This window comes from Pseudoalteromonas sp. HL-AS2 (genome assembly GCF_031198805.1).
In the GTDB taxonomy this organism is placed as follows: Bacteria; Pseudomonadota; Gammaproteobacteria; order Enterobacterales; family Alteromonadaceae; genus Pseudoalteromonas; species Pseudoalteromonas nigrifaciens.
The window spans coordinates 766,691-783,536 of record NZ_CP133571.1; the positions used below are offsets into that span (position 1 = coordinate 766,691).

The 16,846-nt window shown below is 38.8% G+C and carries 10 protein-coding genes; 3 read left to right on the forward strand and 7 right to left on the reverse strand.

Going from position 1 to position 16,846, the window contains the following annotated elements; translation table 11 throughout:
- Positions 1-8: 8 nt before the first annotated feature.
- From pelG to RB215_RS03660, 7 genes are read right to left on the reverse strand one after another with little or no spacing between them, the layout of a single operon-like run.
- Positions 9-1,373 (reverse strand): exopolysaccharide Pel transporter PelG, encoded by a 1,365-nt coding sequence (gene pelG, locus RB215_RS03630; protein ID WP_011327400.1) that lies wholly within the window; start codon positions 1,371-1,373, stop codon positions 9-11.
- Positions 1,361-2,878, reverse strand: coding sequence for a GT4 family glycosyltransferase PelF (gene pelF, locus RB215_RS03635; RefSeq protein WP_011327401.1), 1,518 nt, complete (start codon positions 2,876-2,878; stop codon positions 1,361-1,363). Before pelF ends, pelG begins: the two co-directional genes overlap by 13 nt.
- Positions 2,871-3,854, reverse strand: coding sequence for a HEAT repeat domain-containing protein (locus tag RB215_RS03640; protein ID WP_011327402.1), 984 nt, complete (start codon positions 3,852-3,854; stop codon positions 2,871-2,873). The genes pelF and RB215_RS03640 overlap by 8 nt, the downstream gene beginning before the upstream one ends.
- Complete coding sequence (locus RB215_RS03645) at positions 3,847-5,148, reverse strand: PelD GGDEF domain-containing protein (RefSeq protein ID WP_309216894.1); 1,302 nt, start codon at positions 5,146-5,148, stop codon at positions 3,847-3,849. The genes RB215_RS03640 and RB215_RS03645 overlap by 8 nt, the downstream gene beginning before the upstream one ends.
- Complete coding sequence (locus RB215_RS03650; RefSeq protein WP_182683784.1) at positions 5,145-5,660, reverse strand: protein PelC; 516 nt, start codon at positions 5,658-5,660, stop codon at positions 5,145-5,147. Before RB215_RS03650 ends, RB215_RS03645 begins: the two co-directional genes overlap by 4 nt.
- A 14-nt stretch (positions 5,661-5,674) precedes the next feature.
- A complete protein-coding gene (locus RB215_RS03655) occupies positions 5,675-8,956 on the reverse strand; it encodes a tetratricopeptide repeat protein (protein ID WP_309216895.1) in 3,282 nt (1,093 codons plus the stop codon).
- A 2-nt stretch (positions 8,957-8,958) separates the two neighbouring features.
- Positions 8,959-11,670 carry an endo alpha-1,4 polygalactosaminidase gene (locus RB215_RS03660; RefSeq protein ID WP_309216897.1) on the reverse strand — a complete coding sequence of 904 codons (2,712 nt, stop codon included), beginning with the start codon at positions 11,668-11,670 and terminating at the stop codon, positions 8,959-8,961.
- 501 nt (positions 11,671-12,171) lie between these two features.
- Here RB215_RS03660 and RB215_RS03665 point away from each other — a divergent pair.
- From RB215_RS03665 to RB215_RS03675, 3 genes are all read left to right on the forward strand, one after another.
- A complete protein-coding gene (locus RB215_RS03665; protein WP_309216898.1) occupies positions 12,172-13,839 on the forward strand; it encodes a methyl-accepting chemotaxis protein in 1,668 nt (555 codons plus the stop codon).
- A 545-nt stretch (positions 13,840-14,384) separates the two neighbouring features.
- Positions 14,385-15,737, forward strand: a complete 1,353-nt coding sequence (locus RB215_RS03670; RefSeq protein WP_011327408.1) for a magnesium transporter — start codon at positions 14,385-14,387, stop codon at positions 15,735-15,737.
- 42 nt (positions 15,738-15,779) lie between these two features.
- Positions 15,780-16,841, forward strand: coding sequence for a DUF21 domain-containing protein (locus RB215_RS03675; RefSeq protein WP_182684605.1), 1,062 nt, complete (start codon positions 15,780-15,782; stop codon positions 16,839-16,841).
- Positions 16,842-16,846 lie beyond the last annotated feature (5 nt).

Genomic DNA, 16,846 nt, shown 5'->3' on the forward strand with positions numbered 1-16,846 from the left:
AGCGTTTATTATTGCAGCATAAAGGTTTCGTATTCTAAATCTTCAAACTGTTTAGATAACCAAAACAAACCCACAACCGAGCTAATAATTGTTGCAAATGCAAAGCCATAGCCATAAAACTGTGGTCCAAGTGCAACCGATAAATAGGTAAAAACAACATTTACGACTAAAAATATTGCTGCGAGTACCAGCACAGTAAAACGTTTATCTAAATAAAATAAAATATTGAGTATTGATAAAAAGATAACCTGTACACCCACACCCACTACATCGATAAATAATAAGGTTTTGTAGTTAGGATCTATGCCTATAAAAGTGAGTATTTGCTCACCCCAAAGTAATAAGCAAGCTACAGTAATACCCTGAATTTTAAATATATCGTATAAACCACCTTGAGCAGTTTGTATCATATTATCTTTTAATAGATAAATTTCATTTAAAGAGGCACCTTCGCGTATTGCAGTGTAAAAACGGTCGTACTCCTCTACAAAGTCGGTTTCCATTCTTACTAAAAACACGGCCATACCAGGAATAATAGACAAGTAGGCTAAAAATATGGGTAAGTCGTAAATAGGACTTGCCCTGAGAGTGCCGATAATTTCTATTGAAGTACTAGGAGAGTACCAAAAAATAATTTTATCAGCCCAAACACCTATATTGTAAAACAAGCCACAAAAGAACAGGCTGTAATACACTTTTTTATTATTTAAAAAATCAAAGCTAATTAACTTATCACCAGGGTAGCGGCGAATAATCATAAATAAAAAGCTAAAAAATAACAGCGCTTCGCCAGCAAAAAAAGCAAAAAACAATCCATCTAATTGCCAATCTCTTAGTAAATATGCCAGTAATACCATAAAAGAATAGCCACTAAGCATAGTAACTAAAATGAGCCGGTACTCTTTCATACCCGATAAAAATATAGCCCCGAGCCACTGATTACATAAGCCGACAAATGCACCTAAAATAATTAATTTAGTCACTACTGGCAGTGGCAATAATGGCCACACAGCAAGGCCAACGAGTAACGCAGCTATGGTGGTAACTAATTGCGCGCCAAGTAGATTAGGCAGTATTTGACCATCATCTTTAGTAAAAAGTAGGTCGGCAATAAAACGCGTTAATAATAGCTGTAAGCCGCCAGTTAAAATAAGCGAGGCGGCCATCATGTAGGTAACTAGGGTTAAAAACTGAATGATCAGTACTTTTGGTAGCACAATGCCCAAGCTTAAAATACCAATAAGCATTAAAGCAATAATAGATAGTAACCAAGGGCCTGAGCCAATTAATCCAGCGTAGCCGTAAGCTTCAAATACTGAAAGCAGGGTGTTTTTTTTGAGAATCTTACGTATCTCAAAACCTATTCCGGCCATGCCATTGTGTCCTTATAAAGTTTATCGTAACGAGCAAACATATGGCTCTCATCATAAAATTTTTGTACCCGTTCAAGGCCACTTTTTTGATATTCGCGCCATCTTTGCTCGTTTTGCAATATATTTACTATTTGCTGAGCAGTGTCGCTAGGTGAGGCTATTGCTACCACTTCGCCAGCTTTGCCAAAGGCTTTGTCTTGTGCGGTTGCGCCTTCTATTATTTCGCGGCAAGAACCTACATCACTGGCTAATACAGGCACGCCAGCTGCCATTGCTTCTAGTAGTACCAAAGGCTGCGCCTCAGATATTGAGGTGAGTGCTACAACGCCTAACTTAGGCAGTATTTCAGCAATGTTTTGCATGCCTAAAAATTTCACATTGTCGATTAAATCTAAGCTGTCGACCAATAACTGGCATTCTTGATAATATTTTGGATCTTCCTCAAAAGGGCCAATTATCCAGCCCTCTAGGGTGGGTATAATAGATTGTGCTTCTTTAATTGCGCGTATAAAGGTTTTTATATCCTTAATAGGCACAACACGACCAATTAAACCTACTACCATTGGCGTTTTTTCTGGGCGTTGTAACAGGGCTTGTTTAAAACGCACTGTTTTAATGCCATTAGGTACCACAAGCGTTTTTGCCGGCTCTGCGCCATCTTTAATTTGGCGTTGCATATTACCATCGTACAAAGAAATAATTTTAGTCGCTTGCTGGTACGTTGTACGGCCAATTTGCTCAAAAAAGTTGATCCACATACGCCTAATAAAGCCCATTTCGGTATTTAAATTTTTACCTAAGCTCTGCTCCGAATCTTTGATCCAGCTTGCTTGAATTAAATCAATTTTACGCTCTTTTGTGTATATACCATGCTCGGTAAGTAAAAAAGGCGTACCACTTATTGCACTGGCGCCAGAGCCTAAAATACCGGCGTAGCCTGTTGATATAGAATGAATTAGTTTAACTTTTGGCAGGCCCCTAGCAATTTCTGCTATTTTAAATAACGGCTTATATAAATTACGATATGACCAAAAAAAGTCGATAAATGACGATTCATCACAATAGCTTAAATAGTATTTTGAAAGGGCTTGCCAAGATGACTCACTATATAAAAAATCGGCTGCATTAATGCCATCTTTTTTGCCGAGTGTTTCAAAAGCAAATTTTAATAACTCAGTGGGTATAGGGTCGTTACAGTCACGAAAGTAGCTTTGCAGCTGTTGCCAAAAATCAAACAGTTCTTGCTTGTATTTAGTGCCATGCTTCGCTTTTATTTCAGTGGTATTATTTTCAATTAAATAATGAACATGTAATTTAGTCACATTATCAGGTAGCTGGTATTGAATTTCGCCGTAGTGCTCAGGTGCTCCACCCAAAAATACCAACTCAAAATTATAATGTGGTAAGCCTTCAATTATTTGATGCACCCAACTTGATACGCCACCGCGTACATATGGGTAGGTACCTTCTAAAAGTAGTAATATGTCAGCATTCTTTTCAGCCATGCCAGTACTCCTGTAAATGGCGTAGTTCGCTACCTTCAGGTTGTTTAGGGAGCTCATTTAAATAGCGCTTACAATCATCTAATAGGCCCATGTAAAAAGCGACTTCAGCTTTATATGGCAATACATGGCGCTGCGCCATGCCAAATTCTGTAGCGTGTGTTAAGTGCGTTAGTGCTTGCGGATATTTGTTTAGCGATAAACAAATACGGCCTAATAACACAAAGGTAGCAGGGGCTTTTACATGCTCAACACTTTGCAGAGCCAGTAGCTCTGCTTTTTCTAGTACGTAGGATTTTAGCGCGCCTTGGGCTAAGCCTAAATAACTTAGCTCCCAGTACAGCTCAGCTAGTTGCCCTTGCAATTTACCTAGTTCGGGTTGCGTGCTTGTTAAGGTGATTTCTTGCTGATATTGGCTTATTTTTTCGTTTATTTTAGTTTCTTTACCATCCAGTGTTGAATAAGCAAGTAAACGAATATCATCTTCTAGATCTTTAAGTGCAAGTTTTAAAATAGGAATAGCGCGTGCGTCACTCATGTGACGTGCAGACATTACAGCACTTAAACGCTTATTAGGCTCACTGGCGTGTTTTAAAATAGCTTTTAAGCCACCAATAGAATAAGACGGATTTGCCGAAGTCATTTTAGCTTCAAAGGGAAGGGCTGGGATTTTATGTTCTTCTATTTCAATGTCGTCATTTTTGATTGGTTTACATAGGGCAAAGCTTAATGCAAATACAACACCTATAATGCCAAGTATGGGCAGTGAAAGCAGTAATAAAAATAAAAACAAAACACTGCTAAATGGGGTTGTTTTGTATTTTACAGGAATGAGTGTATAGCTAATAAAAGCATAAAAAAGGCTAGCTAATGCATGGAGTAAAGTAACAATTAGCCAGTTGGGAGTGTCGAGTATTTGCAGTAATGCAAAATACTCGCATATACACCCTAAGATGGCTGCAATGATAATTTTAATCATGAAATGCGACCAATCTTTTTAAATCGTCATTATTAATAGGCAATGCTATTTGTTGCTCGATAACAATACCTAAATCAGTTAGATTTTTGCCAGTACGTCCTTTGCTCCAACTATTTAAGCGGGCAATGAATCCTGCTTTTTCAAGTTCATCAGCCAAAGGCATAAGTAGCAGTAATGTTTGTTTTTCGTTGTTATACAAATAAATGTCTAAACCACGGCGGGCTTCGCTTAAATATTTCATAAGTTGACGCGATTCAGGATTAATATTTGTAGCTGTTATTTTTAATAAATGCGATGGGATTTTATAGCGTTTAGCCTCTTTATTTGCACGTTTTACTTGTTTAATAAAGTAGGGCGCTTCATTGGCTTGCATTACCGGATTAGTTATTTCGTGACGGAGTAAGTCACCAATGTGTCCAGCCATAACAGCAAGCAAGGTAAGTGTGGTGTTTTTAAGAGCAAAAAATTGCACTTTTTCGACTAATATAACCCCATAAACTGTGTCGCTAATATCTGTAATTGGAATCGCAATATGGTACTGACTTACACCTAAAGAGGCTTTTACGTCTTTTACCGATACTAATTCGTTTTCTGCAAACATAGCACTGACAAGCGGATCTGACATGGATACTGTATTCATTTTACCAATAGCAGCAAGTGGCGGTTCTACAATGATGTTGTTTTCAACCTTGTATATACCCGCTTTTTCTAATGTTCCGTATTCAACAAATAAATTTAAAATACTTTGTGCGGCTTTATCTAAACACCTTTCTTCTAGTTGCCCAATAGATTCTCTTACTGCTTGCAGCGATTCTCTTAAACTAAGCGTATGGCCAGCGAGCACTTGCTCAAGGCGATCATGCGAGGAGCTAATAAGATGATATTGACGGGTAAACACCTCTAATCGTTCGGTTACATATTCTAATTGAATAGTTTGCCTTTGATTGGTGCGATCCCATACATCTCTAAACTCGCCAGTGACCATAATGACAATAACATAACCTAAAATAGCGTTAATATTAAAGTCACTTTGGGGCGTTAAAATATCTGTTTCTACAAGCAGCAGTTGGCCAATAAGCAAACTTAGTATGCTAATAAAGCCTTTTGAAAAGCCGTAACGTAATGCTACCAGCAGAGGGCCTAAAACCGGCCACGAAAACCCACCTTGCGTCCAAAAGGGATCCGCTGTGTTAAACAGCACGGGTAGCCCTAAAGCCAGCGCGGTAAATATAAATACCTCAGCCCATATCTGTAGCTCAGGAACCTCTCTTGGGCGAAAGAAATGTGTTTTCACTCACTAACCTCTATGTAAGATAGTAAATCGGCTATGACATCTTGGGCTACCGCAGCAATGCTATCTCGTCCCCAACCACTTTTAGCAATTGTGCCTGTCCATAGTGGTGTTGTTTGGCCGCTAGCCGTTAATGATAGAGTTAAAGCAACCACAGGTTCGCCGTCAAGTCCTGCTTTATAACGCCACTCTTCAATGCTACCACTTATAATATAATCAGCTTGTTGCGTGCTTAGCCACTGCATTGCGTTATCTACACGGTATTGATCGTCTAGCGGTGGTAGTTCTTTATTGTTAGTGCGTGGCGCACGAATTAAAGTAGGTAGCTTATTTTGCTGCCAAATACTGGCTAAAATATCCTCTGCGCGCTCACCAGCAAGCGGTGTTTGTGCATGATTTACAAGTGGTAATAATGCCACTGTTGTTGTTGCTCTAAGCTCAACATCATCAGCCACATGGCTGGTTGTACAAGCTGATAAAACTAATACCAAACACGGTATAACTAAACGAAACATAATCTCTCCTAACATTAAAAATGTACGTAATATCCTAATTGTAATTGTGTATCTGAGTTACCCACTTTATTACTACTTTGATAACCCAGCTGTAATCTAAATAAATCATCGCCTAAAATAGACCAACCCGCACCACTTGAAACTGAAATATCTAGGGTGTCGTTAAGGGTTTGATAGCCTGTACTGATGTCAAATAACCACGAAGGGCTAGCGCCTAAATAAGGTGGCTCTAGTGATCCTGTAGATGCAAATGAAGTGCCTAGGGCTAAACGCCTAAAAGGCTGAAGATCGATTGGCAATAAATTAGCTTCATTATTAATAAAGGTATTTACAGAGTCAAAATCTTGCCATTGCGCGCTAAAGTAGGCGCTCCATACAGGGCGGTCTTTTAAAATGTTGTATTGGTATCGGGCATTATATTCTTGCCCGCTTACTATGCTGCTGTTATCACTTCTACGTGAAAAAGACAGTGCGGAACCAGAAAGTTGCACGCTTTGTCTGCCATCAATATTGTAGTTTATATATGCGGTGGCTTTATCTAATTGGGCAAAACTTAATAGTGTTTCAGATTGGCGGTTTTCTACATTATGCTCAAGCTTTAAACCTACTTGAGTACGCGAATCCCATTGGTAACGCGTATCTAAACTAAGCCCTTGGCGACTCGCTAATGTGCCTTGGTGAGTATCAATTTTGGCATCAAAATACCATCGGCCCCAAGTCATTTTATCTTCGATGGCGAACAGTAAGCCATTATTGTTAAGGTTTTGCTGGCTACTAACACTTAATTTCCATTGGCCTTTTGCATAGGGAAAGTACACGTTTACATCATATTGACTGCTGTTTAAGCCCGCCTCAGGCGAAAAGTTTACCTCAAGCGCTCTAAAATAAGCATTTCGTGCGTTGCGTAATAAACTAGTTTGCGCCTCTGTAGGCTCATTTGTTAACGTTTCATACCAACGCTGCATGGTGGCATAAGGTTGTTTTAAATACAGCAATGCATTTAATTGATCAAGCTCACTTAAAGTGTTTTCAGTGAGCTGTTGCTCAACGTTATTAAATTCACCATTAATCATATTTAACTGCAGAGTTTGCCAAGGCGCTAAGTTTTTTGCTGCTCGTCTGGCTAGCCACCAATTTGCAACAGGCTCACCAATAGTGTCGGGTGCAAGTTCACCCATAGTGTTAAATTGCATTAAATGCGGCACTGCCATAGCGCCCGCCCAGCGGTACATTAGCCCTCGGTAAGCGTATTTATCTTTAGGTAAATGCTGCAATAGGTAATGATGTAGTTCAGTGGCATTGGCGTTATAGCCAAGCAGCTGTAAAACGTCGGCTAAATTAACTAAGGTGGTTAAATCTTTTGGGTTACTTATAGCTAATTGGCGTAAATAAAAGTATGCACTGTTATACGATCTTTCATAAATAGATAAACTAGCTAAAAGTTGCGCCCAATTATAAGAAGGCTCAGTTTGCGAATAGTTAGCTAGTATACGTTTTATCATTATGGTGTCGTGCATTTGCAGCGCTAACCAGCCTTGGGCAAGGACTACATCAGGGTTATATTCACTGAGTTTTGCCGCTCTGTTAAGAGTGGTGTAAGCAGAATTTAAATCGTTTTGATTTTGATACCAATTCGACAGTAAAGACCATGCTGGATAAAGCTGTTTATTGTAGCGCTGTTTTTCAAGTTCGTTGTGTACGCGAGCAATAGAGTCAGCGTCGCCAAGTTGCACGCTCAGTTGCGTAACTTGAATAAGCTGCCTATCACTCAGTGGTGCTTGTTGCCATAGGTATTCAAGCAAGCCTTTGGCGTTACCCTCAAAGCGCAATTGCTGATACTGTTGCATGTCACCAACACTCAGTGGGCTAATTTCTTTTAATTGCTCATAGGCATATAGTTCTTCTTTTTTATTTTGCAGCCTTAACGCCATATCAACACGGGCACTCCAAAACTCATCGTCGGTGCTTTGTTGTTTTTGCTGCAAAATAGTGAGCGCAGTTTTATAGTCTTCTGCAAGCCAAAATGCGCGTGCCAGCCATAATAAATCTTCTTCGTTTTTAGGGCCTTTATAGCTAGGCCATAATGCTCTTAACCCATTTAAGTTACCGGTATCGTGCAATACTTTTGCTTTCCAATATTGCGACAGTAAGCTTTTGCCATTAATTTGCTCAAAACGCTCTATATTATTGAGCTCTTGCTCTGGGTTGCCAATAAACTCATTAGTTTGCATCCAACGAACGAAGCCCTTATCTGAGAGCTGTCTATTTTGCGCTTTATATTGAAAAATATCGTTGGCGTCTTGGTACAAATATAACGCCACGGCGTCATTAATGCTGTCGGTTAGCATGGCAACGTTAACTGCATGGTTGGCCATTAGCCATTTAAATTCTACAAGTGCTTGCTCTGGCTTATTTAGCCAACGTTTCATTTTCCAGTTAAGCAAACGTAGCTCTTTATCGTTTGGATTATTGATTAATAGCTGTGTTAATAATTGCTCAGCACCTAGGGTGTTACCATCGGCTAGGCGCAAATACATTGCCTTAGTTAGATATTCGTTATTATTTGGCTCTTGCTTGAGTAAGTTTTCGATAGCACTGGCGGCATCTTGGGTATTACCGGCTAGGTTAGCTAAATAAAGGGTGCGTTTGATATTTGTGCTATCGCCATATATTTTCCACCAGGCATAGGCTTGCTCAGGGTTATTTGCTCCCAGTGCAGTGGTTATGGCTTTAGGCGCAATATCTGCATTAATATTATTTTTATATATTGCGAGTGCTTTTGCAGGCTCCCCTGCACTCAACCAGTAATCGGCAGCGAGTAAGGGTTGTGCATTTTGCTGATAGTAAAGTGCCACTTTAGCATGTAAACCAAGGGCTTTAGCTATGTTAAGTATTTGCTCGTTCCAGTTTTTTAGCGCACCTACTTTTAACGATAGCTCCTCAAATCGGTCATCTTTCTTTGCATCATTTGCTAACCATAAAGCGTACATTAACTGAATTTCAAGTAGTGATTTTTTGTCGCTTTTAGGTAGTTTTTCAAGCTCACTAGTGGCAGCTGCATATTCACTGAGTTTTATGTGCAGTTCAATTAGCTTTGCACGTAACTTTTCATTATTAGGATCGGTACTAAGCGCAGCATTTAAATACGATTTTTCAAAGGTGTAATCTTGCGATAAAGCTTCTTTTTCAAAAAACAAAGTACGCGGAAATAACGCATAAAGTGCAAAACAACTCACGGCTAATATAACTAAAATTGTTTTTAAAGAAATTAACTGAGGGCGTTTTTTATTAGTCATTATTAAACCCCTGCGTTGCAGTTAAGATAACCAAAAAAGTCACCTGCTGGTATTTTAAATTGTGTAATATCGCCGCGTGTAAGGCCTTTGTATCGCTCACCTAAATGAGAAACAAATACGCAAGCACCTGCATTGATTAAATCAAGCGTTGCCGGTACCCAAGCCGTAAAGCTTACTGGGCCATTTACTTGCCAATTATCAATAATGACATTAGCAGAGGCTAAATAGGGGGCTTTATTTTCTTTACTATGATCAAAACTAAGTTGTGCAATATTATTCACTACATGCACATAGTCACCTTTTTGGGTAACTCCAGCCACGCCACTACTTTGGGAAATATTTGGCATGTCAAAAACATCTGGAACGCGTAGGGTTTTAATATCTTTAGAGCTAAATAACCATTGGCCATCGCTATTTTTTGCTAAGGCTGAAAAATAAAAGTCTTTTGCTACTTTAGCGTAATGACTTAAATGCACTGGGGTGTTTGGTCTTGCCAAAACATAATCAATATTATGCTTTAGTGCATCAAGGCCGGCAGGGACTTCACCTGAGTAAAAATGAAAATATATAGTGTAGGGTTTTAATCTGTATGGTTTTTCGGTTATTTCGAAGGTTTCGGTTAAGCGTTTAAAACCGTAATAAGGGCCATGCCATAAGTTTGTGTATACGTTTTCATTTAATATTGGCGCGTAAATTTGATACAACAAATCGCGCTCAGGTCGGCCAATAGGCGATACATGCGTTAGGCTTGGGTTATCTGCATTTACGTCGGTATTACCGCCATTTACATTAAGCACTCCGGCATCACGTGCCAACTCAAGTGCTTTAGGCCCTGGGGTTGCATCGCCTGACCATAGCATAATCACAGTTTTTTTATTTGCTGGGGCTAGTTTGTCATCAATATATTTAATGGAATCGGTAATTTCTTTTTCTAAACTAATGGTATTGTAGCCGGGTATATCTAGCTTTAAACCATAATCAGTATCTTCCTCGTCTATATCTTTACGCCCGGCAAGTGCCGTCCAAAAATATGGATGGCTGTAAGTATGCGAAGCAATTTCAACATAAGGAAGTTTAAATATATCCCGAGCAATGCGCTCAAGCTTAGGGCTCATTTTTGAGTGTAAACCGCCGGGCTCAATATCGGCTTGAATAATCGATGAGGTTAAAGGTAATTTATAGTGCTTAATTATTTTGTCGAGAATGACCTCGGCTGAATAAGGCTTTTTTGCAAAATGCGCAACACTGGTAAACCCATCGCCATCTATATGTATGGTTAACATGCGCCGACCACTTTGTGTAGTGGTGTCGGGTACTAAAATAGGTTCCAGGCCCATTGCTTTTGTGAGTAAGGTACGAGGATCTATTACCCACTTGCTACCTTCCATAGGTAAGGTGTCTATTAACCATGGAGCCACTACTAGCGCACCATATTTAGTTTTAGTGCCTTGTACTAGCGATGTGCCATCGGCTGCTTTTATACTAATCAGCGCTTTTGAATTAGCAGCTAATTTAAGAAAGTACGGGTTAGTTACAACTGGCGGTATGCTTGATTCACCTTTTAGCCAAGGGGTAAAACTCTCCAGCTCATAAGGGCCTAAAGGTGTAACATCTAACGGCTCGGCTCCAAGGCTCAACATTAACTTATTTGCTGATGAGGGGAGTTCACCTAAAATTAGTTCAGGCACTACGCCTAAGTTTGCTTCAAGCCAATTAGTAATAGTTGGTGTGTAAAAGGTATCAAAACTAGTCCACGAAATAATACCGGCGTGCAAGCTTGGGTCAACTGCAGGTAGAGCGCGTTTGGCTACATTAATATAATCGGGAATATAACCTAAATACTCAATCATAGTAGCAAGGTTTAAATGTACTGTAGTGTATATAAGCGGTTCAATATTACTGTTGTACGGAATTAAGATACGACGTGGAACTGGGGCTATATTAGATGTTCCCCATGTTTGTAAGTGGCCATCAGTTACCCAAGGAGTATAACCGGCATTAATAATTTTTTGCGCCATAGCAAGGCGTTGCTTAGGTTTTGCATAATCAATTACTTGTACATTAAAACCAAGGTCTTGCGCTTTATGAAGTTGAGCATTTAACCATGCTTGATCATTTTTATTGGTTAACTTATAGCTGTTATCTAGCGGGTTAAAGTGGCTAAATAACCCTTCAGCAACCAGATCGTTAGCTCTACCTTTAAGTTGCGGTAAAAGCTCAAAACCACGATTAAGAATGAGTTGTTTATTAAAGGTGTTTGATAACTGCTCTATAATAAAAACTAAACCCGCTTGCTGGGCGCTTTTATTATGTTTTTTGTCTAATAGCTGGTAGCTATCAAGGGTATCTAAAAATAAGCCATTAAAGCCACGTGCCTTTAGTGATAGCGCACTATTTTGTATATGTTGTTGCCACTGCGCTGCAGTTAAGTCGCTAATATGGCTATTCCAATTAGGATTAACACTAAGTGAAGACTCACTTTTTGAAAACGACTCGCCAACACTTAAATAAGCATAAACAGCAATATTACGCTGTTTGAGCCAGTTCAGCTCGTGCTTGGTTATTAGCTCGGGTTGCACTACTACACGCGAATAAAAAGTCATTTCAGCTAAGGGCATAGGTGCAGAGTAATAAAAAGCGATACTATTATTAGTCTCAGGTTTAGCAGTTACATTTGCGGTGATAAATAGCAGTATAAAAAATAAATACTTCATTAACCCTTCGTTTTAATTAATAAATAGCCAAGGTGCAATTAGAATAATTGTACCTGATTTGTTATAGGAATTTAGTATTAATACTTTAATTATATGTTACAAAAAGCAAAAAAACTAAACAAATTTAAATTGTTTATATTGTAAGTAGTATTTTATGTTGTGTCTGCTCATCATTGCGGCAATGAATTAAATATTTTACCTGTATTAGGTGTTTTGCTTACTTTAAAGGCTATTAATTATACAAGAGTAAGTTGCAACTTTATTACTATTCAGCTTAGGTTTATTAATGACAATGGCGTCTTTTTGTATTAAACCAAAGTAACTACGACTATAATCACTAGCCATTAGTTATACTTTTAAGTAAGTACCTACCTAAATTGAATAGACTTAGCCGTTTATGTGATGAAGGAGGGCTAGAGTAAATTATAAATTTTGCAGCGACTAAGTTACAAAATAAGAGTAGGGCTTTTACAGCTTGCAATGTGTTTATTTGGAGAAGAAATGAGTAATTTAAGCTTGAAAAGCAAATTGTTACTACTAGCTATTTTGCCGCTAATATTATTATTGGTCAGCTTTTTATCAAGTTCGTACTATTTAGAAATGCAAAGTCAGCAGCACAGCTTTGACACTTTTAAAAGTAAGTTATTAAAAGATAAACAAACGCTATTAAAAACTGAAATTGAAATTGGTAGTCAAGTAGTACAGCACCAGCTTGCAAATGGCACTGAGCAAGATGCTAAAAATGCATTAAGAAAACTAACCTTTGGCGAAGACGGCTATTTCTTTATTTATGACACTAATGGCGTGAGTGTTTTTCATGCCATGTTAGGTGATGCGATAGAAGGGCAAAACAAAATAGCCATGACTGATCCCAATGGTAAAAAAATCATTGTGGGCTTACTTGCACAAGCACGCCAGGGTGGCGGAGCATTTACCTATCATTTTCAAAAACCAAATACCAACGGCTTAGTTGAAAAAATTGGTTATGCAGCGATGATCCCTGGAACCAACTGGATGCTAGGCACTGGCGCTTATATGGACGACATAGAAGCAGAGCTTGAAGGCTTTGAGCTATCTATGCAAAAAAGCATAAACGAAAAAGTAACCACCTTATTGATCATTGCGTTCTTTTGTTTGTTATTAACTATTGCGGGTGCTTTATTTGCTGCCAACCATATGCTTAAACCAATACAAAGAATGGTGCAAAGCCTTGATGACATAGCTAAAGGTGAAGGCGACTTAACTAGACGTTTAGAAATTGACAGCCACGACGAAATTGGCCAATTAGGTGAGTCGTTTAATATATTCGTGAGTAAACTGCACGGTATTATAGCCAGTGTGGTTGATGTAACTAACGATGTTAAAACAGCATCAGCAGATATAAATACGCAAACTTTGGTGATTGAAGATAAGTTATTAAAACATAATCATGAAACTGATTTAGTCGCGACCGCGATTACTGAAATGTCTGCAACCTCTCACGAAGTGGCGCAAAATACGACCCAAGTTGCGGTGTCAACTCAGGCAGCAACGCAAGAAGTAGCAAGAGCGCAAGAATGTGTTGATATATCTTTAAGTGAAGTATCAAACTTAATGGCCGAAATAAATACAGCTGCAGAACAGGTTGATTCATTAAGTGAGCAATCTAAAAAAATTAATAGTGTATTAAGTGTTATTGGTGGTATTGCAGAGCAAACAAATTTACTGGCACTTAACGCGGCAATTGAAGCGGCTCGTGCGGGTGAGCAGGGCAGAGGCTTTGCAGTAGTTGCTGATGAAGTAAGAAGCTTAGCAAGTCGTACCCAAGTAAGTACGTTAGAAATTAGCGAAATGCTTAGTGAGCTACATAACTTAGTTACTGCGGCGGTTAACGCTATGCAAGCAAGTCAGCAAAGCTGTAATCGCTCAGTTGAGTCATCACGTGCTATTTCAGAAAGCTTAGGCGCGGTTACTACATCGGTTACCACTATAAACGATATGAGTACCCAAATAGCAACAGCTGCAACAGAGCAAAGTAGTGTAACCGAAGAAATAAACCGTAATGTTTTTGCTATTCAAGAAATTGTAAATGAGCTAACAGAGTCAAGTAAAACAACGTCATCGGTAAGTTTACATTTAGCTGGTCGTGGTGAAAGCTTAGGCGAGTTGGTAGGGCAGTTTAAAATTTAAGACATATTTTTAAATTTAATCATTTATAAAGCCGTAATTTTTAGCTACGGCTTTTATTTTGCCTGCTGCAAAAAATCCTTCCTAGTTAACCTGAGCTCCGGATAATAAACTTATCTCAAGCAGCTATTTTCAGCGCTAACTGCGTTGAATTTACTTGCAATAGGCCAGCTATTGACGCGTAAATTCGCCTTGTTTTCACTGAAAACCTCTGGCTAGAGAAAATAAAATTAAATATAACGATGATTCAATATGTTAGTAAATCTCTTAACCAGAGTTCAGGTTAGTTAATGAAGATGTATGAAATTGCCTACACTTAAGCATCTGAAATCATATCAAAAGTAAGTCGTGATTGTGCTTGTATAATTAAATTTAAAAAATAATAAAAAAACATTAACCGCTGGTTATTTTTACGCATACAATGCGAAAAAAAGCGGATGAGTTTGCATATTTTTTCAATATTTTATGCCCGCTACGTTACACTAATAGCAATACATATTAATAAGTGACTATTTATTAATATAACCTACTAAACTTTAAGGCTTAAGATGATTGAGTATCCGGTTGATAAACTACCCCAACTCATAAATGACTTATTACAGTGCGACACCACAGAGCGCAAAAATAAGTTATTAATAGACGCACAATTAACATTATCAACTGAGCATTTATCATTGCTTTTTGAAGCAATACCTAAAGAGCAGCGCCTTGAAATTTGGCAGTTGTTAGATGAAGACACGCAACACGAAATATTTGTTAATTTAAGCGATGACAGCACCTTATGGTTACTGCAAACTTTAGATGATAGCGACGGTTTTAAACTATTAGACGAAGTTAATGTAGAAGAACTGCTTGAGCTTGAAGAAGTAATTCCTGAGCGATTTGTTGAGTATGCAAAAAAACAACTCGATGAAGCACAAACAAAGCAATATGAATTAGCGCAACAATACCCTTCTGAGCAAATAGGTCACTGGTTAGGTTTTGACTTTTTAAAAGTGTCTGAAAAGTTAACCGCGGGAGGCGCTAAAAAGTTACTCCATAAAGGGTTGCCGCAGTTCACAGAGGTTATTTATTTAGTGAGCCGTAAGGGCAGTTTAATTGGTGAAGTGGCAATTAATGATTTAATAAAAGCCAATGACAACGACAGTTTAATTACTTTAGCAAACCATGACTATGTATCGCTGCATGCAGATGATGATTTATACGAAGCTGCGGAAGTGGTTATTCATAGCGAAAAAATGGCAATGCCGGTTGTTAATGTTGATAACAAATTACTGGGCCGTTTAACCATTGCTTCAGCGTATGAGTTACGCCAAGAAATAACCGACGAGGCTGCCGCTAAAGCGGGTGGTCTGCGTGAAGACGAAGATTTATTTGCGAGTGTGCGAAAAAGTGCTAAAAACCGAGGTATTTGGTTAGGTATAAATTTGGCGACTGCATTTTTAGCCTCGTGGTTTATTGGCCTGTTTGGTGCAACTATAGAGCAAGTAGTGGCTTTAGCGGTATTAATGCCAATAGTAGCCTCTATGGGCGGAATTGCCGGGAGTCAAACGCTCACCGTTATTGTACGTGGCTTGGCACTTGGCCAGGTAACCGACTCTAACCGCGCAGCGCTACTTAAAAAAGAGCTAAGAGTGGGCGCGGTAAATGGTTTTGTATGGGCTTTTGTTATTGGCGCATTGACCTTTTTGTGGTTTAACGACGTTATGCTAAGTATTACTATTACCGTGGCTATTTTGCTTAACTTAGTTGCAGCATCGTTAGCCGGTGTAGTGATCCCTTCTATTTTAGATAAAATGAAAATAGATCCAGCGCTTTCGGGCTCAGTTATTTTAACTACAGTAACCGATATAGTTGGTTTTGTTACCTTTTTAGGTTTAGGTAGTTTGCTACTGTTATAGTGCCTTGTATCGCAAGGAACGCGTAAATAAATAGGAAAAACAATGACTTTTGATGTCATGATTTGGTGTGCTATTGCACTGTGTATTTCGCAGTCAGCAATATTTTCGGGTTTAAACTTGGCGTTTTTTTCGCTAAGTAGATTACAACTCGAAATGGAAAGCAGTAAAGGTAACGCCGCTGCGATAAAAGTAATGGCACTGCGTAACGATTCAAACTTTTTACTCTCGACTATTTTGTGGGGAAACGTAGGTATTAACGTACTGCTGACCTTACTTTCTGACTCGGTATTAATGGGTGCAAGTTCTTTTTTATTCTCAACTATTGCTATTACTATTATTGGCGAAATTACACCACAGGCGTATTTTTCACGTAATGCGTTAAAAATGGCCAGCATGTTGTCGCCGTTAATTAAGTTTTATCAATTACTGTTTTATGTCGTTGCTAAGCCTACAGGGCTAATACTCGATGCTTGGTTAGGCAAAGAAGGTATTACCTACTTTGCAGAGAGTGAGCTCAGAGGCATTATTCGTAAGCACATAGAAGCTGAAGAAGCCGATGTACAGCACGTAGAAGGTATTGGTGCACTTAACTTTTTTAGTTTAGATGAAATAAGTGTTACTCAAGAAGGCGAAGTGATAGATCCCGACTCAATCATAGCGTTACCAACCAAGCTTGATTTACCAATATTTCCTGAACTAACACTCAGTGCCGATAATGAATTTTTACGCAAACTGCACAAGTCTGGTTACAACTGGGTAATTATTACTAATCAGGCCGGTGATCCTTTGTTAGTGGTTGATGCGGATGGCTTTTTACGCGCAGCTTTGTTTGAGCCAGACACATTTGATCCGTACCACTTTTGCCACAGACCAATAATAGTGATCGATGAAAGTATGCGCTTAAGTGACGTTATTTTAAAAATTCGCGCCAGTCATTCATTAGACAAGTCATTCGATGGGGCAATTGAGCACGATGTAGTACTGGTATGGGGCGATGAAAAACGCATTATTACTGGGGCTGATATTTTTGGCCGATTACTAAAAGGTATGAGTGCGCCTAAACTTGAATTAAACCCCAGTATAGATAAACCTAAACCGCTTTAAACGGT